The 23,880-nt window shown below is 45.2% G+C and carries 20 protein-coding genes; 17 read left to right on the top strand and 3 right to left on the bottom strand.

The window, feature by feature from the left end; genetic code table 11:
* Window positions 1-5: 5 nt before the first annotated feature.
* Complete coding sequence (locus tag BLU87_RS12035) at window positions 6-395, top strand: DUF2914 domain-containing protein (RefSeq protein ID WP_425429688.1); 390 nt, start codon at window positions 6-8, stop codon at window positions 393-395.
* A gap of 59 nt (window positions 396-454) precedes the next feature.
* Here the strand turns inward: BLU87_RS12035 and BLU87_RS12030 are convergent, their stop codons facing one another.
* Window positions 455-877 carry a Ros/MucR family transcriptional regulator gene (locus BLU87_RS12030; protein WP_092348805.1) on the bottom strand — a complete coding sequence of 141 codons (423 nt, stop codon included), beginning with the start codon at window positions 875-877 and terminating at the stop codon, window positions 455-457.
* Between the two features lie 204 nt (window positions 878-1,081).
* Here BLU87_RS12030 and BLU87_RS12025 point away from each other — a divergent pair, with 204 nt between their 5' ends.
* The 9 genes from BLU87_RS12025 (at window position 1,082) to BLU87_RS11985 (ending at window position 13,241) form a co-directional block, all read left to right on the top strand.
* Entirely contained in the window at window positions 1,082-2,137 is a 1,056-nt protein-coding gene (locus BLU87_RS12025; protein WP_342743674.1) for a deoxyguanosinetriphosphate triphosphohydrolase, read from the top strand.
* 53 nt (window positions 2,138-2,190) lie between these two features.
* Window positions 2,191-2,706, top strand: coding sequence for a chemotaxis protein CheW (locus BLU87_RS12020; protein WP_092348799.1), 516 nt, complete (start codon window positions 2,191-2,193; stop codon window positions 2,704-2,706).
* Window positions 2,703-3,173: a chemotaxis protein CheW gene (locus BLU87_RS12015; protein WP_092348797.1), complete on the top strand. Its 471-nt coding sequence runs from the start codon at window positions 2,703-2,705 to the stop codon at window positions 3,171-3,173. Before BLU87_RS12020 ends, BLU87_RS12015 begins: the two co-directional genes overlap by 4 nt.
* Window positions 3,170-4,936 (top strand): response regulator transcription factor, encoded by a 1,767-nt coding sequence (locus BLU87_RS12010; protein WP_092348794.1) that lies wholly within the window; start codon window positions 3,170-3,172, stop codon window positions 4,934-4,936. Before BLU87_RS12015 ends, BLU87_RS12010 begins: the two co-directional genes overlap by 4 nt.
* Before the next feature lie 200 nt (window positions 4,937-5,136).
* Window positions 5,137-7,794 carry a valine--tRNA ligase gene (locus BLU87_RS12005; RefSeq protein ID WP_092348791.1) on the top strand — a complete coding sequence of 886 codons (2,658 nt, stop codon included), beginning with the start codon at window positions 5,137-5,139 and terminating at the stop codon, window positions 7,792-7,794.
* A 396-nt stretch (window positions 7,795-8,190) separates the two neighbouring features.
* Window positions 8,191-8,862, top strand: a complete 672-nt coding sequence (locus BLU87_RS12000) for a succinate dehydrogenase cytochrome b subunit (RefSeq protein WP_092348788.1) — start codon at window positions 8,191-8,193, stop codon at window positions 8,860-8,862.
* Between the two features lie 10 nt (window positions 8,863-8,872).
* Window positions 8,873-10,792 (top strand): fumarate reductase/succinate dehydrogenase flavoprotein subunit, encoded by a 1,920-nt coding sequence (locus tag BLU87_RS11995; protein WP_092348785.1) that lies wholly within the window; start codon window positions 8,873-8,875, stop codon window positions 10,790-10,792.
* Window positions 10,792-11,547, top strand: coding sequence for a succinate dehydrogenase/fumarate reductase iron-sulfur subunit (locus tag BLU87_RS11990; RefSeq protein ID WP_092348782.1), 756 nt, complete (start codon window positions 10,792-10,794; stop codon window positions 11,545-11,547). Before BLU87_RS11995 ends, BLU87_RS11990 begins: the two co-directional genes overlap by 1 nt.
* Before the next feature lie 80 nt (window positions 11,548-11,627).
* The gene (locus tag BLU87_RS11985) at window positions 11,628-13,241 is read left to right on the top strand and encodes a sensor domain-containing diguanylate cyclase (protein WP_092348779.1); all 1,614 of its coding nucleotides are present in this window, start codon (window positions 11,628-11,630) and stop codon (window positions 13,239-13,241) included.
* On the opposite strand, the gene BLU87_RS11980 is transcribed toward BLU87_RS11985, so the two are convergent.
* Together BLU87_RS11980 and BLU87_RS11975 are read right to left on the bottom strand one after the other, a co-directional pair.
* On the bottom strand, window positions 13,238-13,831 hold the full coding sequence (locus tag BLU87_RS11980) for a 50S ribosomal protein L11 methyltransferase (protein ID WP_092348775.1): 594 nt from the start codon (window positions 13,829-13,831) through the stop codon (window positions 13,238-13,240). The two genes, BLU87_RS11985 and BLU87_RS11980, sit on opposite strands and share 4 nt — an antisense overlap.
* Window positions 13,832-13,851: 20 nt before the next feature.
* A complete protein-coding gene (locus tag BLU87_RS11975; RefSeq protein WP_092348772.1) occupies window positions 13,852-14,796 on the bottom strand; it encodes an AEC family transporter in 945 nt (314 codons plus the stop codon).
* A gap of 364 nt (window positions 14,797-15,160) precedes the next feature.
* Between BLU87_RS11975 and BLU87_RS11970 the strand changes: the two genes are divergently transcribed.
* From BLU87_RS11970 to BLU87_RS17345, 7 genes are all read left to right on the top strand, one after another.
* Window positions 15,161-16,471 (top strand): trypsin-like peptidase domain-containing protein, encoded by a 1,311-nt coding sequence (locus BLU87_RS11970; RefSeq protein WP_175498374.1) that lies wholly within the window; start codon window positions 15,161-15,163, stop codon window positions 16,469-16,471.
* A gap of 10 nt (window positions 16,472-16,481) precedes the next feature.
* On the top strand, window positions 16,482-17,018 hold the full coding sequence (locus BLU87_RS11965) for a TlpA disulfide reductase family protein (protein WP_175498373.1): 537 nt from the start codon (window positions 16,482-16,484) through the stop codon (window positions 17,016-17,018).
* 18 nt (window positions 17,019-17,036) lie between these two features.
* Window positions 17,037-17,789 (top strand): cytochrome c biogenesis CcdA family protein, encoded by a 753-nt coding sequence (locus BLU87_RS11960; RefSeq protein ID WP_092348764.1) that lies wholly within the window; start codon window positions 17,037-17,039, stop codon window positions 17,787-17,789.
* A 111-nt stretch (window positions 17,790-17,900) separates the two neighbouring features.
* Window positions 17,901-18,350, top strand: coding sequence for a Fur family transcriptional regulator (locus BLU87_RS11955; protein ID WP_092348761.1), 450 nt, complete (start codon window positions 17,901-17,903; stop codon window positions 18,348-18,350).
* 21 nt (window positions 18,351-18,371) lie between these two features.
* The gene (feoB, locus tag BLU87_RS11950) at window positions 18,372-20,330 is read left to right on the top strand and encodes a ferrous iron transport protein B (protein ID WP_092348758.1); all 1,959 of its coding nucleotides are present in this window, start codon (window positions 18,372-18,374) and stop codon (window positions 20,328-20,330) included.
* A 181-nt stretch (window positions 20,331-20,511) separates the two neighbouring features.
* Window positions 20,512-21,165, top strand: a complete 654-nt coding sequence (locus BLU87_RS11940; protein ID WP_092348752.1) for a metal-dependent transcriptional regulator — start codon at window positions 20,512-20,514, stop codon at window positions 21,163-21,165.
* A 400-nt stretch (window positions 21,166-21,565) separates the two neighbouring features.
* The gene (locus BLU87_RS17345; protein ID WP_217637505.1) at window positions 21,566-23,854 is read left to right on the top strand and encodes a methyl-accepting chemotaxis protein; all 2,289 of its coding nucleotides are present in this window, start codon (window positions 21,566-21,568) and stop codon (window positions 23,852-23,854) included.
* Window positions 23,855-23,880: the final 26 nt, after the last annotated feature.

Below are 23,880 nucleotides of genomic sequence, written 5' to 3'. Positions count from 1 at the left end.
TGGCATTGAAAAACCTATTTATATCGATAATCCTTGTGTTTATCGGGACAACATTGTCTTTTGCACAAGCGGATAGCCTGCGGGTCGCTGATGGAACGATTACTTCGGCCATTGAGAATCAGTTGCCGGTTGACAGGATTGAATCCTACCGGGCCGATTTTGGTAAATTGTTTTGTTTTACCCGCATAATAGGGGCACAAAAGGATACCGAGGTGACCCACGTTTGGTACTATCAGGATGCCGAGCTGGCACGGGTCACATTGCCCGTTAGATCTTCTGACTGGCGGACTTATTCATCCAAGCGTTTTTTACCTCAGTGGGCAGGTCAATGGAGGGTTGTTATTCTCGATGGTGGCGGAAATGAGATCGCAGCGATACCATTCATGCTGGAGTAGAAAGTATTGTATAAAAAAAGGCGCCCAATAATGGTCGCCTTTTTTTATAGGCAGAACGGTTATTTTTGTTTTTTTTCGGCGCGAGCCCTGGCCAGATTACCGGCAAGGTCACGATCGAAGGCCATTTGCCGACGGCTTTCCGAATAGTTTTTTGATGCCAGCGATTGACTGCGCGGAATGTCAAATTGTTTTCGGTACTCTGAGGCGGTCATTTCGTGAGCTGTTTTTAGATGTCGGGAGAGAGTTTTAAATCCTTTACCACAGATCATGCAGTAGATTTTATCTTTACCGAAAGCTTTTTTTCTGCTGACAGCGGGGGTCTCTTCAATTGTTGTTTCCGTCTCTATTGTTTCCCCTTTTTCTAGAGCCGATAGGGCAGAATGGACTTCGTTTAGTTCTGCAATGAGTTCCTCTTTGGACATAGGGGTTGTTGATGCATGAGCAGCAATAATATCCGCGGCCATTTCCATGATAGTTGTCATACTTATTTTCTCCTGTGAGGATGAATAGTGGAATATGTTACAAGTAACCCCACTTAAATACCTTAACGAAAATTATTCTTAGAATAGAATTTAAGGTAAAGCAACAATAAAAGTAAATAAGTGTCAACCTATTACGCGGTTGAATAACAATCTCATAGTTAAACAAATAGATTTCTAACTCGTAACGGTCAGATTTATTACATAATGATAGGTTCCTTTATGGATATACGAGAGTCATTGGAAGATTCTGAGCGACAATTTCTTTCATCTCATGCTTGCTTAAGTTCAAAAAGTTCTGGAAGGGTGTATCCAGCTAAGAAATGTACAATCAGGACGGTTTTTCAGCATGATAGAGACCGCATTTTACATTGTAAGGCTTTCAGGCGGCTGAAGTATAAAACGCAGGTTTTTCTCTCCCCAGTAGGAGATCATTATCGGACCCGTTTGACACATACACTTGAAGTGTCTCAGGTCGCACGGACTGTCTCGAGGGCGTTACGGTTAAACGAAGATCTTACTGAAGCGATTTCTCTGGGACACGATCTTGGTCACACGCCATTTGGGCATGTTGGTGAGCGGGTGTTGAATGAATTAGTCCCTGGTGGCTTTCACCATGTGCAGCAAAGTTTAAGGGTTGTCGATGTCTTGGAGAAAGAGGGGAAGGGGCTTAACCTAACCTATGAGGTCCGCGATGGTATTTTAAAGCATTCTAAGGGGCAAGGGGGGTTGTTGACCCCTGATGTCCATTCCCGGGCGAAAACATTGGAGGGGCAAGTCGTGAGGCTGGCCGATATTATTGCTTACACCAGTCATGATCTTGATGATGCAATTCGCGGACATGTTATCGAGGCTGCAGATATCCCTAACGATATTTCCAACTTGATCGGATTGCGTCATTCTTGCCGGATCGATCGGATGATCAAAGATTTGATTGGACAATCAATGATTGAGGATGGTTCCCAGATTCGCCTTTCAAGAGAGATGGATGAAGGGATTCGGGCGTTAAGGTCTTGGCTGTTTGAGCATGTGTACCGTGCCGAATCGGTCCAGTCGGAGTTTAATAAGGCTGCTCATCTGGTACGTGAGCTGTTTCATTACTTTTGTGATGATCCAGATGCCTTTCTGCAATATGGAGGGCGACGCTTCCCAGGTGATCCGTTGGAGATCTCTGTCGCTGATTTTATTGCCGGGATGACAGATCGTTTCGCGCTGTCTTTGTATCGAGAATGCTTTTTACCGCAACCATGGAAAAGTATTTGATGTGTAAGAGTTTATTGGAGCTTTATTATAAAACTTGACAGTCTCTAATCTCTATGCTAGCTTTTGAGGCGCTTTCCTTGGAAAATCAAGGGGTTCGATCAGTTTTAGGGAGCATATCATTGATGAGCTGTAACCGGAGACTTGTTTTTCGTTTGGGGAGGATGGGTTTCTTGCTCGAACTGACTGATGTTGTTGAAGTCGTTGATCAAATAAAAAATGACATTGATCCTGGGCGGAGTGACATGCGCCAGGGGATCGTATCGGCATTGAAATTTCGTAAGTCTTGGATTCCTGCCGTTGACCCGGCATTAATTCTGGATATTTCTTCAACTCTGAGGTTACAAGATAAGGTCGCTGTTATTTTACGTGGTTTTGAGGGGAATTGGGCCCTGTTAGTTGATCAGGCCGATGAGTTATTTGCTGCGGAAAGTTTTAAGCCCTGTGAAATCCCATTTCTTTTAAAGACTTCTGCGACGGGATTTTACTCCCAGATTAAATTATTAAATCAGGAACCTGTTATTGTTTTTGAGCCTGAACGCTACTATGGATCGAGTGCTGTTGCCGTATGAAGCGCTATGGTCTTTTCCGGTTCGGGACGCTGAATTATGCACTTTCGCTATTGCAAATTCAAAAGATCAAGCAGGGCTTAGAGGCTTACCCGTTACCCCGTCTACCCGGAGCGGTTGCAGCGGTCTTAGTTGATGATGACCAGTTGGTTCCGTTGCTTGATTTGAGCTGGATACAAAAAGAAGATTTGCGTCACGAAGTGACAAAACAAGGTTACCAGGTCCTTATTGATTCAGAATATGGTACGGTTGCTCTTCCTGCTGAAGTGACTGGCCGGATTGTCTCTGAACAAAAGGGGACCTTGTCAGAGGTTGTGACTGCTAAAGAAAAAGAGTTTGGAACTGTAGCCAAGTTCGTTTATCAACGTATCGAATATAATATTTTGGATATTAATTTTCTAGCCATAGAACTGACCCAAGGTTTTTGGAACAGCCGGTCTGATACTGGTGGTGCGAGGAGGCATCAATGATGAAAAAATTACTGTTGGCCGATGATAGTATTACTATTCAGAAAGTCGTCGGTATTATCTTCTCCACGGAAGAATATCAGCTTGAAATGACTGATAATGGTGACAGTGCTTTCCGTAAAGCTCTGGAAGAGTCTCCTGATCTGGTTCTTGCCGATATATCTATGCCGGGTAAAGATGGTTTTGAGCTCTGTCGCGCGATTAAAAGTGAGCCGAAACTTGCAAATACTTCTGTTTTACTTCTGCCTGGAGCTTTTGACCACTTTGACGAGGTCAAGGCCGGTGAAGTCTGTGCCGATGGTTGGCTGACCAAACCATTTGAATCACAGGCTCTTCTCGATAAAGTTTCTCAACTTCTTGAAGCTGAACCCGTAAGGATGGCTGGTATTGCTCCTGCTCCCGTTGAAGACGCAAAAGAGCAAGACAATATCGAAATTCAGGATCAGGGTGACGTCAATGAGTCGATACTTGGTCTGGATGCTGTTGAAGAGTTGGGGGCCACAGCCGCTGGGGTTGCCGAAGAGTCTCCCGATGATATTTGGGATACTGTCTCTTTTGCAGAAGAAGATCTTCAGAGCCCAGAAGCCCCAATCGGCAGTGATACTGAAGAGGAGGTCTCTTTTGCCGCCGATGTTATGGCTCCAGAAGTTGCAGCTGAAGCCAGTATTGAGGCAAATGAAGAAGTGGCTTTCCCTGCAACCGCAACTGATGCTGACATACATGAAGATCCCGTTGTCCAGCAGGAATCAAGCTTTATTGAAGAACCTCATTCGGAACCAGCTTTTGGTACTGACTTGGGGGTACAACCGGAGGCAGTGACGGATGTCGTTTCAGAAGAACCTCTGGAAGATTTTGAAGCGGTAGATTTCTCAGTTTACAACGAACCCGAGGTGGATCCTCAAGTGGCAGTCGCCGGGGGAGCTGAAGAGTTGTCCTCTTCACCTGCTGAAGAAGACAGTCAGCAGGAGGATCCTCTTGCCGTAGAAGCTGTACGTGATAATGCAGGGGCGGATGCTTTCGCTTCTGTAGAAACCGAAGCTGCTCCAGTTGATTTAGCTGCTGATGATATTGTTGATCAGGGATTTGAAACTGCAGCAGTGACAGATGAACCAGTTGCTTTTACTGCAGAGCCTAAGAGTGAAGATCCGTATCTTGGAGAAGAGTTTGAACCTCTTGAGTTGGCTGACGATTTAGCAGATGAGGACACAGGCATTATCGAGTTGCAGGAAGAAGAACTCGATTCTGCGTTGGCAGATGAAGAAGAGCCCTTTGTTGCAGAGGTGAGCAGCGACAATTCTAGCGAGGAGGATATTCTTGACCTCCAAGAGGATGAGATTGTTGCAGACGAGGTTGTGGTTTCCGAAGTTTGCGTAGCTGAAGAGGTCGAACCCCCTATTGCAGAGGTTCCAGACGTAGAACAAGTTGCTGAGTTAGAGGACGCTGTAGAGGTCGTCGAAGAGGAAGGCTTCTATTTTGATGCCGCTGCGGATGATCAAAGCGATGTCGCTGTGACCGCCGATGTTGTTAGTGCCGTTGCCGCTAATAATTTAGCTCCAGAAGCTGAAGTTTCTGCTACGGAGCATATTGAACAACAATTACGCGAGCTTTCAGAAGAGGAATTAAAAGCGGTTGTCGCCCAGGTCGCTGGACCGATGATTGAGAAAATTGCCAGTGAAATGGTTGAAAAGATCGCATGGGAAGTTGTTCCTGATTTAGCTGAAGCGATGATTAAGGAAGAAATCCGTAAAATTAAAGCAGGTGAATAACGCATAGCTTCATGGGGCTATTGACGGTCCTCCACTACGGGGGGCAGCAGGGAAATCTTGACTTCCTTGCTGCCCCCCTTTATTGTTTCTGCCCAGATGAAATGGGATAAGACTCATCACCCTTTTCTTTGTAATTATTTGTAACAGGTTCAAACTAACTCCATATTTTAACTCCATATTTATTCAAGGATTTACCCGTAATGAAGATAGAACTCAGTAAGGGGTACGACCCCGGCGAAGTTGAAAAAAAATGGTTTGATGTTTGGGAAAAACGGGGCGACTTTCATGCGGATGAAAAGTCTCAGAAACCCCCTTATTCAATTGTCATTCCTCCCCCTAATGTCACGGGTGTGCTGCATATGGGGCACGCACTAAATAATACATTGCAAGATATCCTCTGCCGTTGGAAACGGATGTCTGGTTATGAAGTCCTCTGGATGCCGGGGACAGACCATGCCGGGATCGCAACACAGAATATTGTTGAAAAACAGCTGGCTGCAGAAAATAAGGATCGACATGATTTGGGCCGTGAGGCCTTCATTCAGCGAGTCTGGAAGTGGCGTGAAGAATCCGGTGGCCAGATCATCAATCAGCTAAAACGTCTTGGCGCTTCCTGTGACTGGGAGCGGGAACGTTTTACGATGGACGAAGGGCTGTCTACGGCGGTTCGTGAGGTTTTTGTCAGCCTCTACGATGATGGCTTGATTTACCGGGATAATCGTCTGATTAACTGGTGCCCCCGCTGTCATACTGCCCTGTCTGACCTCGAGGTTGAGCATGAGGACAAAAAGGGGAGTTTGTGGCATTTACGATATCCTGTGATGGGGACAGATCAATATTTGATCGTTGCAACAACGCGACCAGAAACCATGCTGGGGGATACTGCAGTCGCTGTCCATCCAGATGATGAGCGCTATCAACATCTGATCGGGAAGAAGATTTTGTTGCCGCTGATGGGACGAGAAATCCCAATTATAGCTGATGAATATGTTGATATGGAGTTTGGAAGTGGTGCCGTTAAAATTACGCCAGCTCACGATTTTAACGATTTTGAAATCGGCAAGCGACACAATCTTGAATTCATTAATGTGCTTGATGAGTCAGGGTTGATCAACGAGAACGGTGGGTCTTATGTCGGAATGTCAAGCCTCGCCGCGCGGGACAAAGTTGTCGCCGATCTGGATTCACAGGGTTTCGTTGAGAAAATTGAGGATTACACGAATGCTGTTGGTGAATGTTATCGCTGTCGGACCACTATTGAACCGTATATGAGTAAACAGTGGTATGTCGCAGTAAAATCATTGGCCGCTGAAGCCATCAAGGCGGTTGAGTCTGGCGAAACCAAGATCGTTCCACCACAATGGGAGAAGACCTACTATGAATGGATGTACAACATTCAAGACTGGTGTGTCAGTCGGCAAATCTGGTGGGGACATCGTATTCCGGCTTGGTTTTGCGATGATTGTGGAGAGATAACCGTCTCGCGGGAAGATGTCTCTGAATGTAAGCATTGTGGCAGCACTAATTTGCATCAGGAGACGGATGTCCTTGATACCTGGTTCTCCTCTGCTTTGTGGCCGTTTTCTACCATGGGGTGGCCTGAGCAGACACAAACCCTGCAAAAATTTTATCCGACCAGTTGCCTGGTCACCGGGTTTGATATCCTCTTTTTCTGGGTTGCACGAATGATGATGATGGGGACTAAATTTATGCAGCAGGTCCCCTTTAAAGAAGTCTATATCCATGCTCTGGTGCGTGATGCACATGGACAGAAAATGAGTAAGAGCAAGGGCAACGTGATTGATCCGTTGACTATTGTTGATGAGTATGGGGCCGATGCCTTTCGTTATACTCTCTGTGCTTTTGCCGCGATGGGACGAGATATCAAGCTGTCAACAGATCGAATCGGTGGCTATCGGAATTTTGTCAACAAACTCTGGAATGCCAGTCGCTTTACTTTGATGAATCTGGAAGACTTTACCCCAACTGAAATCAGTTTAGCTGATTTACCCTTATCTCATGCCGATCAATGGATTTTGCAACGCTATGGAGTGGCTGCAGAAGAAGTCAATAAGGCTCTTGAAAGTTATAAGTTTAATGATGCGGCCAGCATCCTTTATTCCTTCACTTGGCACGAAGTCTGTGCTTGGTACATTGAATTGAGTAAAGATAATTTGTATGGCGATAACGTTGCGGTTCGCAAATGCACACAGACGGTCTTATTTACTGTCTTGGAGGGTTTATTGCGCATGCTGCATCCAATTTTACCGTTTGTCACTGAAGAGATCTGGCACGCCCTCCCCGGAGAGCGTGGTCATGATTCAATTATGCAGGCGAGTTATCCAACGACAGCGTTGATTGCGACAGATGCCACTATTGTTGCCGACATGGAACGGATTATGGAAGTCATTCGCGCCATCCGGAATGTTCGTGGTGAGCTTGACGTCCCCCCCGGGAAAAGAATTAAAGTGATCCTTGATTGTAAATCTGATTCGGTTGTTCAGGCGATGCTGGCTGGTCAGGACTATATCTGTTCCTTAGCACGAGTCGAAGAGCTTATCGTTGGAGTTGCCGTGGAGCGGCCGAAGCAAGCGTCTACACAAGTTGCTGGAGAGGTTGAAGTCCTGATTTCATTGGCTGATTTAGTTAATGTCGCTGAAGAAGAATCACGTTTGAATAAAGAGATAGAGAAAGTCCAGAAGGATGTCAGCTTTTTTGAGAAGAAATTGGCAAATGAAAAATTTGTTGCCAATGCCCCGGCTCAAGTACTCGAAAAAGATCGAGCAAAATTGCAAGCTGCCAAAGAGAAGATGGGTGTATTACAACAGAGTTTGGAAAAAATATTGGCTCTGAGGTAGATTCTAGCCGAGACCGGAAAAGCTATGACTTTTCCGGTCATTTTAATGGGTATGAAGCGTCTGGACTGCATTTCGCGATAACGGATTAGAAATTCCATATTTATAGATTTTTTTGTTTAATTTTATAGGGATATTTAGTATACAGTATACGATCTATATTTTACTGTGAGTTCTGATAACCCTGTTTTAGAGCTGGAGTTTTGCTTTGACTCCGAAAGGATGTCGAAAATGAGCGGGAGGATAAGTTCGTGGCGGGGTCCGCCAGAGCAACATTACATGGTTCAGTTTCAGGAGGAGAGGCGTGCTGGACCAGAATACCTTACTACCTTTGGTGATTGAATTTGGGAGATAAACCCTGATTGACAATCGTTTCACATTCTCGAGGGATATTTAACTATGAATCTGTTTAAAAGTACTGTGGGAAGAAAGATTCTGATGGCAGTGACCGGATTAATGCTGGTTGGCTTTATAACTGTCCATCTCCTTGGCAACTTGTCGGTCTTTGCTGGTGCCGATGCGATTAATGCCTATGCTAAACATCTGCATGACTTGGGTCCATTGGTCTGGGTATTTCGCCTAGTCATGTTGCTCTTGTTTGCGGTTCACATTACCTTTGGTGTGCAGCTTTATTTAGAAAACCGCGCTGCTACGCCAGACAACTATGCTATTCAAAAAACTTTGGTGACTACGTTTTCAGCTAAAACCATGGTTTTCACGGGTCTGATTATTCTGGCTTTTTTGCTTTATCATCTCCTTCATTTCACTGTGCAGATTACTAACCCAGAAATCTCCGCACAGAACCTGCCATTGGTTGATGGTCACCTGGATGTTTTTACTATGGTGACACTGAGTTTCCAGAAAGTGTTTATCTCCTTGGTTTACATTGTGGCGATGATTGCTTTAACTCTGCACATATTCCACGGTCTTTCCAGTTGGGTGCAGACCTTGGGTCTGAGCACTGGTTCCAGCCAGGATAAAGTGACCTATATTGGCAAAATTGTGGCTATCGCTTACGGACTGGCATATATCGCTATTCCATTACTACTTCTCGCTCGCATTGTGAAATAGGGGGCTTATTGTGATATTAGACGGAAAAGCACCTACAGGTCAGGTAGATACCTCGTGGGATAGATACCGCGAAGAAATGAAGTTGGTCAATCCATCCAACAAAAGAAAGTATAAAATTATTGTTGTCGGCAGTGGCTTGGCCGGCGGCGCTGGGGCAGCAAGCCTTGGTGAACTTGGTTATAATGTCGACTGTTTCTGCTATCAGGATAGCCCTCGCCGGGCGCACAGTATCGCTGCTCAGGGTGGGATCAACGCTGCGAAAAACTATCCTAGCGATGGCGACAGTATCTATCGACTTTTTTATGATACGGTTAAGGGTGGTGACTTTCGCTCCCGTGAAGCCGATGTCTGGCGTCTGGCCCAAGTGTCCAACAACATCATAGATCAATGTGTCGCACAGGGTATTCCATTTGCTCGTGACTATGCTGGTTATCTTGATAATCGCTCTTTCGGTGGTGCTCAAGTTTCACGGACATTTTATGCTCGTGGTCAAACCGGACAGCAATTACTACTTGGCGCTTATTCAGCTCTTTCACGGCAGATTAAAAACAAAACGGTCACCATGCATCCACGGACTGAGATGCTGGATCTGGTTGTTGTTGATGGCGTTGCTAAAGGGATTACCGTCCGTAATCTGATGACTGGTGAAATCGAATCCCATTGGGGCGATGCAGTGATTCTGGCAACCGGTGGTTATGTAAACGTCTTCAATCTTTCCACAAATGCCATGGGCAGTAGTGTTACGGCGATTTGGAAAGCTGTCAAAAAAGGTGCCTATATAGCTAACCCTTGTTACACTCAGATCCATCCGACCTGTATCCCCGTTCACGGTGAGCATCAATCCAAGCTGACTCTAATGTCAGAGTCCTTGCGTAATGATGGTCGTATCTGGGTACCGAAAAATGCCGCTGATTGTGAAAAACACCCCAGTGAGATTCCTGAAGAGGACCGTGATTACTATCTGGAACGTAAGTATCCTTCTTATGGTAACTTGGCTCCACGGGATATTTCATCACGTTCAGCCAAAGAAGCCTGTGATGATGGTCGCGGTGTCGGTGAAGGTAAGCGTGGAGTATTTCTTGATTTTGAAGAAGCTATCAAGCGTGTTGGTAAGAAAACTATCCAAGAGCGTTATGGCAACTTGTTTGATATGTACGAAAAAATCACTGATGAAAACGGTTATGAGCGTCCCATGCGTATCTACCCTGCTCCTCACTATAATATGGGCGGTCTGTGGGTTGATTATGAATGTCAAAGCAATATCCCTGGCCTGTTTGTCCTCGGTGAAGCGAACTTCTCCGTTCATGGTGCGAACCGTCTTGGTGCTTCAGCCCTGATGCAGGGCCTGGCTGATGGATATTTTGTTATTCCTTACACTATTGCTCCATATCTGGCTTCAATCAGAAATCCGGGGGCTGTCAAAGAGGATCACCCCGAATTCAAAAAGTCTGTTGAAGGTGTTGAAACTCAAATTGACAAATTGTTGGCAATCAAAGGCAAGAAAACTGTCAGTGAATTGCACAAACAGCTTGGTAACATTATGTGGGAAAATGTCGGTATGGCACGTAATGATGCCAGCCTGAAGAATGCCCTCAAGCTTATCCCTGAGCTGCGTGATGAGTTCTGGAATAATGTCAACGTGCCAGGAAGTGGCAAAGATCTCAACCAACAATTGGAAAATGCCGGACGCTTGGCAGATTTCCTAGAGTTCGCAGAAGTTCTGACTGAGGATGCGTTGAATCGTGAGGAATCATGCGGTGGTCATTTCCGTACTGAGCATCAGACCGATGAAGGTGAAGCAATGCGTGACGATGAGAATTTCAGTTATGTTGCTGCCTGGGAGTTCAAAGGTGTTGGGGTTAAACCTGAATTACATAAAGAACCTTTGAAATTTGAACGAGTTAAGCTTGCTGTGAGGAGTTATAAATAATGGATCTTACACTGCATGTATGGCGCCAAAAAGGGCCACAAGATAAAGGTAAATTGGAGACCTATCCAGCTAAGAATGTCAGTCCAGACATGTCGTTTCTGGAAATGCTGGATGAGGTTAATGATGGGTTGATTAAATCTGGAAAAGATCCCATTGCGTTTGATCATGATTGTCGTGAAGGTATCTGCGGCATGTGTTCACAGGTCATTAATGGTCGCCCACATGGCAAGCAGGAGAAAACCACCGTTTGTCAATTGCATATGCGCCAGTATAACGATGGTGATGAAATCTTTATCGAGCCATGGAGAGCTAAAGCTTTCCCGATTCAAAAAGATTTGATCGTTGATCGTTCATCACTTGACGTTATTATGCAAGCTGGGGGTTACACATCATGTCACACTGGTGGTGTTGATGATGCTAACGCAATGTTGATTCCTAAGCCCACTGCAGATTATGCTATGGATGCCGCTGAATGTATTGGTTGTGGTGCTTGTATTGCTGCATGTCCAAATAGTTCAGCTATGCTTTTTACCAGTGCTAAGGTTGCTCAATTAGCTGCTTTGCCTCAAGGTAAACCTGAAGCGAGGAAACGTGTTCTTGCTATGACTCAGGCTATTCTTGATGAGGGCTTTGGTAACTGCACTAATCACTATGAATGTGAAGCTGCGTGTCCTAAAGGGATCAGTGTCAAATTTATCGCGAAACTGAACCGTGAATATCTGAAAACTATGATCCCAACATCTACAGATGCATAAATAACGAGTTTCTACATTGTTAATTTGTTATAAAGGGCGGATCATTGTGATCCGCCTTTTTTTTATTTGGAATTTGATAGATGGTGAATTGGTTTAATAAGCTGATCGGGGAAGGCAACAAGACCTGCGATGATGAAGATTATGTTGCCAATAATGCATTACCCTTTTATCTGATTAAAAATAGCGCGTTACTTTGCGACGATCGACTCAAAGTTGTTCATCAGTTTCAGAAAGGTGTTGAGCTCCAGTTGCAGATATTACGCTCAGCACTGAATGCCACCTCTGCCGTCCTTCTCTGGTCTGTTCCTGAGACTGGGGATGTTTCAATCTATGCCCTTTCAAGCCAGCAACGAGATAATATCCGTGGTGTTATCCCCTTTGGAGTTGGAATCCTTGGTGCGTTAAAAGATCGCGATCATATTTCATTGGCTCCATATCGGTCGAGTTCACCAGCGATTCCATATTATTTAGCCCCTCATCCGGTTGGTAGTTTTTATGGCCTGACATTAGGGGATCGTTGCGTTTCGCATAATAAAGCGCGAGATTTTGGGATTTTATGTGTCGATCGTGTCTCCACAGACCAGTGGACTTTGATGCAGCAACAATTAATCTCTGCGACGGGTGAACAAATTTTGCGTTCTTTAGCCCTGTCACGAGATTTGTTGTTTACGGATATTGAACGGCGGACGCTGCAATTAGTTTTTGATGGGTTGAAAACTCTCAATTCTGGATTAGATATGAAATCTGTCTTTCTGGCTGCGAGGCAGGCAGTCGGGTTAATCGTAAGCGCAGATATCTTCGCTATCAGTCTGATTCATGAAGATCATCATCAGTTTTGTTATATTGCTGGGACTGATTTGGAAGATGATTCCGTAGATAAGGATCCGCAGCTGTATGTGTTAGAGGATTCTCTGGTTGGGCAAGTGGTTAAATATCGACGAACGTTGCCAGAAAAACCTTTTCATCGCGGACGTGCTCCTGTGGTTAATGGTTTGAAGCTTTTTGATCGCTACTGCTCGGTCTTGGTTGTCCCACTATTGCAGGATGACAGGCCGGTATCAGGAGTGGTGATTATTGCAGCTAATGACGAAAATTTGATCACCCGAAATACCCGTGAAATGCTGGAAATGGTGGCTGCACAGGTCGCAATCAAAATTGATCTTGCCCGTTCACATGAGCAAATTCAACAACTTGTTGTAACTGATACTCTGACTGGAATTGCCAACCGTCGTGCATTTCAACGTGCCTTTGTTGCCATGTCCGAACGAGCACGGCGGCGTGGAGGGTCTTTTAGCCTCATTATGTGTGATATTGATTATTTTAAGAGGGTGAATGATACCTATGGACATTCTTTTGGAGATGTCGTCATCCAGAAAGTGGCCAAACAACTCAACACGATTGTCAGGACTGGTGATTTGGCAGCCAGAATCGGTGGAGAAGAGTTTGCCGTATTACTTGAAGATACCGCTCTTTCCGGCGCGTATGAAGTCGCTGAACGGTTACGGATTGGAGTGGCGGAGTTACAGTTGTTTTCGCAAGGGGTTAAGGTTCAGGTGAATATTTCAGCAGGGGTTTCAGTTTTTCCGCAAGACACCGATGATCGGGAAAAGCTTTTCAATTTTGCTGATCAGGCTCTCTACCATGCCAAAGAACAGGGTCGAAACAAGACTGTATGCTGGAATGCAAGTCGTTAAGTTTTCTGCATAAGAATAGTGCTGTATTCACTTAATAAACAGTTTTTGATCAGCTTGCACCCAAGTTTCTGATATTTCTGTCTGACATCAAAGTTGTATTCCCACAATATTCCTGAAAGCAACAACAGCGCTCCCGTCTCAGCTTTGTTGACCAGCTGCCCGGCAACATCCAAGAGGATATCCCCATAAATATTAGCGAGAATTAGATTGAAATTTGTCTCCTCGAGTTGTTCTAACGTGCCGCAGACGTGAGTAATATCATTATCGACCTTATTCAGTCGGCAATTTCTTCGACCGCTTATGATGGCAGATTCCTCAATGTCGATGCACCATGCCTGACCTGGATGTAGCAATTGCTTTGCGATTGTTAAGATTGCGGTCCCACTGCCAAGATCGAGACTTTTCTGCGCTTCCTGTAGAGGAAGGTTCTCAAGAATTTCCAGGCAGCTTTGGGTGGTTTCATGCTCACCGGATCCAAAAGCGCCCCTATCCATAACCAGTTTGATCCGGTTGTTTGCGACTGGAAATTCGGCTGCTGGTACGACTGAAAAGCGTTTGCCGATATCAAAAGGGTGGTAACGATCTTTCATGTCAATCCCGGAAGTTGTGGTTATAGGAGGCCGTAGCTTTTAAAAAGCAAAAGGATCACCGTGTAGCTGAAGGCGGACGCCAATGTTGATAACATCACGATTGAACCGGCAAGTTCCGCATCCCCCTTCATCTGCAGTGCCATAATATAAGTTGCTGTTGCAGCAGGAGTTCCTGCAATTAAAATCCCGATGCCCAGATCTGAACCGGAAACATGCATGGGGACAAGGATCAAGAATGTTAATAGTGGCAGTACTGCAAGTTTGATAATGCTGGCGATACCCGCAAGTTTTAGATCTCCCTTGAGTCTTCTCAGGGAGAAGCTCCCACCAATTGCAAGCAGTGCTAAGGGTAACGCTAACCCGGTGGTGATGTCGATAGACCGATCGATTATGACCGGGATTGGCAGTTGCCAGTAGCTCCAGATAATTCCGAGGAATGAAGCAATAATCAGTGGGTTCAGGATCGCTTGTACAACCAAGTTTGGCGTCTTTTTATCATCATGACCATGGTGAGGTAAAAGGAGCGCAAGGATTGCAAATAGGTTGAGAACAGGAACCAGAAATCCCATCAAAACCCCTGCTTTAGTCAGGCCGACGTCTCCGTACGCATTCAGGCATATCGCCAGGCCAATATAGGCCAAATTACCACGAAAAGCACCCTGACTAAAGCTGCCACGTATGGCTGGTGAATACTGACACTTACCACTATAGAAATAGGCGAGGGCGAAGCCTAGCGCCACAACCAGAGTTGATCCGATGACTAAGGGGGCATTAAAAGAGCTGGAAAAGTCAGCTTTACCGATTTTATGAAAAAGGAGCAGCGGCAAAAAGATAACGTAGACCAGCCGGTTGGTTTGTTGGAGAAAGGCTTCATCAAAGAGGCGTAGCTGTTTTAACAGGGTGCCTAGGCCAATAACGATAAAAATAGGAAGGACAATGGTCAGTGTTTCAATAAACGGTTGCATTATGGCTCCAAGCGCAATCAATCCAGATAGTTTAACCCGTCAGGTGCTGCTATCTTGTTGAAATGTATTAATAATTGTTGGCGGAGGATTATCTGTTTGAGATTAGACGTTACTCCAGCTGTTTTTCTGTTACCATCGACACGGGAGTTGCCTTTGTGTAGAATGTTATACGTAACTGGTATTTGAAAAAGTGTCTTCAAAAGGGTGGTTGTTCTTCTACAGAATGCCACAACAATATGAATGAAAGCCACGTTTCACCAGCCCTATAGAAACCAGAAAAACTGTAAAATTATAGCAGATTCCCCGATATATGTTCCACTACCATTTCGAAAAACAATGCCTGACGATTAAAGGTGTGAGTATTATGATGATTCGCCGAATGCTATTTATAATAACCCTTATCGCTTTTGTTTCGACGAGTTGTTTTGCTGCTCAGAGACGGACTCCGGTCGTTGATGCGGTTTCAAAAGCCCGGGAAGCAGTTGTCAATATCCGTACTGAAAAACTGGTTCAACGGCGAAATAGCCGCTTCTTTGGCTTTGGGGATTCAATCTTTGAGCAGTATTTTCGAGATTTGCTACCAGCGCAAAGTTATAAAACTCAATCTCTCGGTTCAGGAGTTATTATTGATGCCGAAGGCCATATCTTAACCAATGCACATGTGGTCGATAAGGCCTCAAAGATTTTTATTGCGCTGTCCGATGATCAACCTGAACTTGAAGCGCAATTAATCGGTAAGGATAACCGTATTGATCTGGCAATTTTAAAAATAGTAGAAGCGGGGGATTACCCCTTTCTGCCTCTAGGTCGATCCGATGATTTATTACTGGGGGAAACCATAATCGCGATTGGTAATCCGCTGGGATTGGGGCACTCGATCACCACAGGCATCATTAGTTCTCTGCAGCGACGCATCCAGATTGACCAGCAGCACTCGGCGGTTTTTATCCAATCGGATGCCTTGATTAATCCCGGAAATTCGGGGGGGCCTCTGATCAACATTAATGGTGAACTCATTGGGATAAATACTGCGATGGCTACGCAGGCTCAGGGGATAGGTTTTGCCATCCCGATTAATACAGCAAAGCGTGTGCTGAGTGATCTGATCAATCATGGCCGAGTGCGTCCTGGGTTTATGGGGCTTCTTGTCGGGGCTGTTAGCCCCACCTATGTTAAATCACATGGTACAGGGGGCGTTTTGATCGAGGAGATCCAAGCAGGGTCGCCCGCCCAAAAGGCCGGCCTCTTGGAGGCAGATGTTATTTTAAAAATTGATGGTGTTGCCGTTGCTTTTCCGGAACAATACTTTTCCTTGCGGCAAACTTATACCCCGGGAGATCGTCTTAAGATCTCCTTGTTGCGTGGAGCAAAACGGTTAACAAAGATTGTTGAGTTAGAATCATTGCCACTAGGTTATGAGTTGTCTTATACTCGGCGGGTTTTTGGTTTTGACCTCTATCAGCGCAGAGATGGGGTCTATATTAATAAGGTTATTGCCGGTTCGGTTGCTGATAAAGTGGGTTTGCAACGGGGTGATCAGATTATTAAAGTCGACAATGTGAGAGTTGCGAACTTAACCGAATATAAACAAGTTATTGAATATCGTCTGGGACGCCGACCGTTGACATTTACTGTTGTCAGGGGCAATGTTGGCTACCGCGTTGAACTCCCGTAAAGGAAATAAAATGAAAATATCTCACGTACTTCATCTTTCCATTGTCTGTCTTCTTACCGCTTTTTTGTTGCTCGGCTGTGATAATTCAAGTTCGGAACAACCTGTACCCAGAGGAGGACTCATCGGCCAGGTAGCACCGGATTTGACCTTGACCAATATGCAAGGGGAGGCGGTCACCCTGTCGCAGTTTAAAGGGAAAGTCGTCATTCTCAATTTTTGGGCGACCTGGTGTCCCCCTTGTCGTGAAGAGATGCCTTCTATGGAGCAACTCCATCGTGATTTGGAAAGCAAAGGGTTAGTTTTGTTAGCAGTCAATGTCGAAGAGAACGGTCAACAGGCCGTGACTCAATTTCTGCAAAAAACACCCTATAGTTTTCCCATATTGTTAGACAGTGAAAGTGTTGCCCAGAATACTTATGGTGTTTTCCGCTACCCAGAAAGCTTTATTATTGATCGCAACGGTGTCGTTGTTGAAAAGATTATTGGCGGGCGCAACTGGTTATCAGGAGCAACTTTCGAACTCATCAATTTTCTTCTAAATGGTTAACAAGGGGTCGTAATTTCTATGGCAATTGGGACTGATGTGACCCTTTGGATTGCGTTTGTAGCAGGATTACTTTCTTTTTTTTCTCCCTGTGTCATGCCGCTGATACCGTCCTATCTGACCTATATCTCCGGGCTATCTTTTGCGCAATTGAACCAGCCTGGTGGCAGCTCCGCAATTCGTTGGACCGTTGTGTTCCATTCATTGGTCTTTATCTCTGGTTTTTCTGCAATATTTATCACTCTCGGTGGTCTCGCAGGGTTTGCTTCAAGCTCCTTTCAGGCTTACCTACTCGATGGCTTGGGCATTATCCAAAAAATCGGTGGTGTGCTAATTTTTTTATTTGGAATTCATTTGAGTGGGTTGTTTCACTTTGGTCTCTTATTAGGAGAAAAACGGATTCAGTTACGCAATAAGCCTGCTGGTTTTATTGGTACTTTTCTCGTTGGTATAGCGTTTGCGGCAGGATGGACCCCTTGTATCGGTCCGATTCTTGGAGCTATTCTGGCGATTGCTGCCGGCAGTACCGGTGGGATCAGTCAAGGAATCCTGTTATTAACCAGCTATTCAGCGGGTTTGGGGGTCCCTTTTTTAATCTCTGGGTTGTTGTTCCATTCATTTCTGAGCTTTTTCGATAGATTTAAAAAATATATCCGTATTGTCGAGATCCTAACCGGAGTCTTGCTGATGGTTGCCGGCGTTTTGTTGTTTTTTGATATGTTTAGCCGGATAGCTACTTTCCTCTATCAGATTTTTCCACCAGCTTTAGGCTGATGCCTTTTTAACCTGCTGATTCCGCAGTTTACCAGTTTCTTCTTGATCTTTCTCAGCTCTTCCTTTAGCTTCTGAATGTCATTTTCAACACTCACTGCGGAGGTGGTCAAGATGGACAATGTCTCTATTTTTAAAGATTATGTACGCCGTCGAGGGTTAAAAAATACCAACCAGAGGATGATGATTCTTGAGGACTTCCTGAACTCAAAATCTCATTATTCTACCGAAGATCTCTATTTAAAACTGCGAAAAAAACATCCTCAGATTGGTTATGCAACAGTCCACCGCACTCTCAAATTATTTGCTGAATGTGGAATTGCTATTGAAGTTGATTTTGGCGATGGGCAGATGCGTTATGAGCCTTCGCATGTTGATCAGCATCATGATCATTTGGTTTGTACCAACTGCGGTCTGATTGTTGAGTTTACGAATCCACAAATCGAGCAACTTCAGCAAGAAGTTGCCGCCAAGTTTAATTTTAAAATTGAAAGGCACCGTCATGAGCTCTACGGCCTATGTTCTAAGTGCTCTGATTCATCTGTGAATCCTTCACAACGTTGATAATTAAAGGTTTACCGTTTTATGCCTGATACGCAAACTTCTGCCCTTAAAGTGGTCCTTGTTGGCAACCCGAACGTTGGTAAAAGTGTGGTTTTTAATGCTCTTACTGGAGCCTACACGACAGTCTCAAATTATCCCGGAACTTCCGTTGAAGTTTCACGTGGCCATTGTTCACTCGTCGGGCAGTCTTATGAAATCCTGGATACTCCAGGGATGTACTCAATGATGCCCATTACTGAAGAGGAACGGGTAGCACGTAAAATTCTGTTAACAGAAGATCCACATGTTGTGATTCATGTCATCGATGCACGCAACCTTGAACGCATGTTGCCCATGACATTGCAATTGATTGAAGCCGATTTGCCGGTGATTCTTGTTGTCAATATTCTGGATGAGGCGGAACGACTCGGGATGCAAATCGATCTCAACCTGTTACAACAAAATCTCGGTATTCCTGTGGTTGGTGCGGTCATGAAACGGAAGATGGGCTTGGATGCATTGCGCCAGACGATCTCTGAATATGCAGTCGTCGCGAATAAGCCTTTTATTTATGCTCAAGATCTGGAGCAGGATATTTGTCAGATTGCCAACTTGATTGGTGGCCGTTATCGTTTAAGTCGGCGTGCAACAAGTCTTTTGTTGATGCAGAAGGATGATGACATCCAGGATTTGATTTCTGTTGAAGAGACAGAAAGTAGCTTCCAGCTGTTGACAGAAGCCACTCGTGAAATTTCTTTTCGTCGAAGGGCCGACCTGAACCTGCAAATCAGCTTAGAGCGGAGAAAAGTGTGTAAACAGGTGCTTCAGGGGGTGGTCACGCAATCACAGGAGGAGACAGAGTCTTTTTCTGAAAAACTTTCCAGTTGGATGATGAATCCGCTGACTGGGGCACCCATTTTACTTTTGGTTGTCTATCTGGGGTTGTATAAGTTTGTCGGTGGTTTTGGAGCGGGAACTCTGGTTGATTTTCTTGAAGGAAATGTTTTTGAAAATTATGTCAATCCACCCATCGTCCATTTAGCTGAAAAATATCTCACGGCGCATTGGTTATTTGAGCTGGTGGTAGGTGAATACGGTGTCTGGACGTTGGGTATTCGTTATGCTGTGGCTTTAGTGTTGCCAATCGTCGGAACTTTTTTTCTGGTATTTTCATTACTGGAGGATACTGGATACTTTCCCCGCCTAGCCCTGTTGGTTGATCGGCTGTTTAAAAAGATTGGACTATCTGGCCGGGCTGTCATTCCCATTGTCCTCGGATTCGGTTGTGATACCATGGCAACTTTGGTGACGCGGACTCTGGAAACAAAACGTGAACGAATTATTGCGACCATGCTTTTAGCTCTAGCTATTCCTTGCAGCGCTCAACTGGGAGTTATCCTGGGTCTCCTCTCTGCAGAACCTCACGCCCTTTTGGTCTGGACGGTGTTCCTGACTTTTCTTTTTCTTTTCATCGGATTTCTGGCGGCGAAGATATTACCCGGGGAGAGTCCGGTCTTTTATATGGAAATCCCTCCACTCAGGCTGCCACAGTTACGGAATGTGATGGTGAAAACCCTAACCCGGATGCAGAGTTACTTTGTCGAAATCCTCCCTTTGTTCTTGTTCGCATCTGTGGTGCTCTGGGCTGGTAAAATGACTGGAACTTTGGATAATGTTATCCATCTATTCTCACCGATTGTCAGAGCTATTGGTCTTCCCGTGGAGGTTACCACCGCCTTTGTCTTCGGTTTTTTTCGTCGTGATTTTGGTGCCGCAGGTCTTTATGATCTCCAGTCTTCCGGTTTATTATCTGTTACCCAATTAACTGTTGCGGCAGTGACTTTAACCTTGTTTGTCCCTTGTGTGGCCCAGTTTTTGGTGATGCTCAAGGAGCGAGGGGTTAAAGTTGCGATGATGATCTTTATTTTTGTGACGATAATGGCATTTTCGTCTGGTTGGTTTCTTAACAAGTTTTTGCTGATGACAGGTCTTTTGGCGTGATTTGTGGTTTTTGTCACAAAAACATTGATGACGTGGTCGGCGTACCTGAAGGACAGGCGAATTGTGGCCAGTGTTTTGGCGGTTGTCGCAAAATTCATTGCCCTTATTGTGGTTATGCTAATCCCGCCCCAGGAAAGTTTTTAGGTCGTTTTTTGTCAAAGAAAGAAAAGGATAAATAGCCATGGCAAGACTTTCACAAAACGCTGAAGAAATACTTGAATCCCTCTGGGTGATGACAGTTGAGGGGGATAATGTCGGTTGTCTCCTGACGAGTCTAAATCTTAATCGTGATACTGAAGAACTTGTGGAATTAATCCAGCGCTCCTATGTCGAAATCAAGGGTGATCGTGTCTATCTCCGCAGAGAAGGTCGTCCAGATGCGCAGATGACCGTGCGTCGACACCGTCTGGCGGAACGCTTAACCATGGATATTCTTGGCATTTCTGGTGATGAAGGCAATGAACAAGCCTGTGAATTTGAACATCTCCTGCGTCAGGGAGTTGATACGAAGTTGTGCACCTTATTGAATCATCCCACGACTTGTCCCCATGGAAACCCCATTCCACCGGGTGAATGTTGCATTAAAGCCCGCCAGCAGGGAGAGCCTGGAATTGTTGCGCTGACAGAGCTGAAGTCCGGAGAGTCCGGAGAAATCGCCTACCTCTCCGCAAGCGACGACAAAAAAATGCAGAAACTCATGAGTATGGGGGTTCTACCAGGGAGTCAGCTTCTTTTGGTGCAAAAATTCCCTAGTTATATTTTTAAAGTCGGACAGTCTCAATTTGCTGTAGATGACACCCTCGCACGGGAAATTCATGTCCGGCGACCCGTTTGAACCCTTTCAGCTTAACGATGGCATCTTCATAACGAAAGATTTCAGGCTTACACCATATTAGGCGCTTGTGGAAGGATTCTTTCATTATGCCCGCCGTCTATCCGTTTATGCCCGTTGCGTCCTCGACGGGGCAAAGCGATTAAAAATTAAAAGAGACGATGGCTCAGTCATGGTCTCTATCCTGTTTTTGTTAGATTGTGTCTGACATTGATGGTTTTGGCCGATAGTACGCATCCCACCTCCAAAATTCCCTGTACATTATCTTGCCAGAGAATCTCTCCAGCTAAAGAATGATTAGCTGAGAAAAATTAAAATACTGTTATTTTAGTGCTGTTTTTGTTAGTTTACCTAGGCGCTATGAATAGTAGCATATCTTAATGTTGAACTTTCTCGGAGGTAGATGATGAGAATACGCAGTAAATTTATTTTGCCGATAACCTGCCTGGTTGTTGTGTCAGTGGTCATTGCTCTTATTGCCGTAAATATGACAGTGAAAGGACTCGTTACTCAACAGGAAGAGTCTTTTGTCAGTTACGCAAATGAGGTTTTGTCCACTACCGCAAAAGCCCGTAAAGAGACCATCTACAGGGGAATTGATGAGTCAGGAAAAGAAGCGCTTGATATGGCTTCAATCTTCTCGGAGATACCGGACGTACAAACGGCTTATCGACTTGCTGGACTGGGAAACATGGATGATGAGAACGATCACGAAATGCAAATGGCACGAGAACAATTGCGCAAAGTGATGGCCCCCTATATTGCTGGATATAAAAAACAAACAGGTAACCCCACATTAAATGTCCATTTCCATACTCCTAACGGACGTAGTTTAGTGCGCTTGTGGCGTGATGGTTGGCAGACAGTGCGAAACGGGAAGAAGATCGATATCTCTGATGATCTTACAACGTTTCGTAAAACCGTATTGTTGATCAATGATGGTGATCATAAGCCTCTCAGCGGTATTGAAATTGGACGAAGTGGATTTGCGATTCGCGGCCTCTCAGCTGTTTCAAATCACTCCGGTGATCATCTTGGATCTTGTGAAGTGTTGGTCTCTTTTGGAGATGTCCTTGAAGCGAATCATGTCAATAATGATTATCAGATAGCCGTGTATATGCTGTCGGATCTATTACCTATTGCCACAAAACTACAGGATCCAAAGAAGAATCCGGTCCTCGATGATAAATATGTTTTCACCTCATCAACTGACAAAAATATCACCGATTCGGTGTTAACATCGGCTCTGCTGGATTCCGGCCGTAACCAAGAAAGTCAGAAAGCCGTCGGTAACCAATTTGTGTCGACCTTCCCCATTACTGATTTTTCAGGAAAGACTGTGGGTGTCGCGGCTCTTGTTTACGATATGTCCAAATTGACGTCCTTAATCGCTGGAGTTCACGAGTCTGGGACAAAAAGTATGAGTTCAATCAACTGGAGTTTCGGAGCTGGTGCATTGGTTCTGGTTATGATTCTGTTCGCAACTATTTTTTATGTGACCCGGATTGTCATCGGACCGTTACAGATGGCAGTAGATGCAGCACAACGGATTGCTTTGGGGGATTTGTCAGAATCTATTGACTATCAAAGCAAAGATGAGGTGGGCGTCTTGTCAGATGCGATCAACAAAATGACCGACAGTTTGAAAATCAAAGCTGAAGAGGCGACTCAGATTGCTCAAGGGAATCTGCAAGTTCAAGTTTTGGTTGCCTCTGATCAGGATACCATGGGGAAAGCCTTTCAGAACATGGTCGTTAATTTGAATGAAGTATTGGGTGAAGTTCACAGGGCCTCTGATCAGATTGATTCCGGCAGTGTACAAGTTTCCGATACAGCGCAGACTCTATCTCAAGGGGCGACTGAATCGGCGGCCTCACTTGAAGAAATCAGTAGCTCAATGAATGAAATCGGCAGTCAAACGCAGCAAAGTGCAGAAAATGCTGGTGCCGCTAGTACCCTTGCAACGGGTGCCCAGGATGCAGCCAGGGCCGGGAGTGAGCGGATGGGTGAGATGGTGGCTGCCATGACTGAAATCAATGTTGCCGGTCAGAATATCAGCAAGATCATCAAGGTTATTGATGAGATCGCTTTTCAGACCAATCTCTTGGCCCTGAATGCTGCGGTTGAGGCCGCCCGTGCCGGTCAACATGGTAAAGGTTTTGCGGTCGTCGCTGAGGAGGTGCGCAACCTTGCTGCCCGTAGCGCTAAGGCTGCTGAAGAAACTGCCCAATTAATTGAAGGATCGGTTGAAAAAACTAAAAATGGAGCTGAAATAGCTGAAAAAACATCAGAAGCTCTGGACGGCATTGTGACTTCAATCACTAAAGTCACGGACCTGGTTGCGGAAATCGCTGTTGCCAGCAATGAGCAAGCTCAGGGTATCTCACAAATCAATCAAGGTTTAGGGCAGATTGATTCCGCGGTGCAACAAAGCACGGCGACCGCAGAAGAATCTGCTGCGTCGGCTGAAGAACTATCAAGTCAATCGGCACACCTTAAGCATATGCTTAGCCGTTTTACCCTCACCGGCATATCTCAAAACGTGTCTCCTGCTCCAAAGGTGAAACCACAATTGAAAACAACACCTGCTGCTGTGCCATCTCATACGACACAATCAGGTTGGGGAGCGATGGAAGTCCCAGCAGGAAAGCTTGAAATTAAGCTGGATGATGATGAGTTTGGCAAATTCTGAACCTTGTCAGTTTAAAAGTAGTTGGG

The sequence above is a fragment of the Desulfuromusa kysingii genome (genome assembly GCF_900107645.1).
Classification (GTDB): Bacteria; Desulfobacterota; Desulfuromonadia; order Desulfuromonadales; family Geopsychrobacteraceae; genus Desulfuromusa; species Desulfuromusa kysingii.
This window is presented reverse-complemented; position numbering and strand designations above follow the sequence as displayed.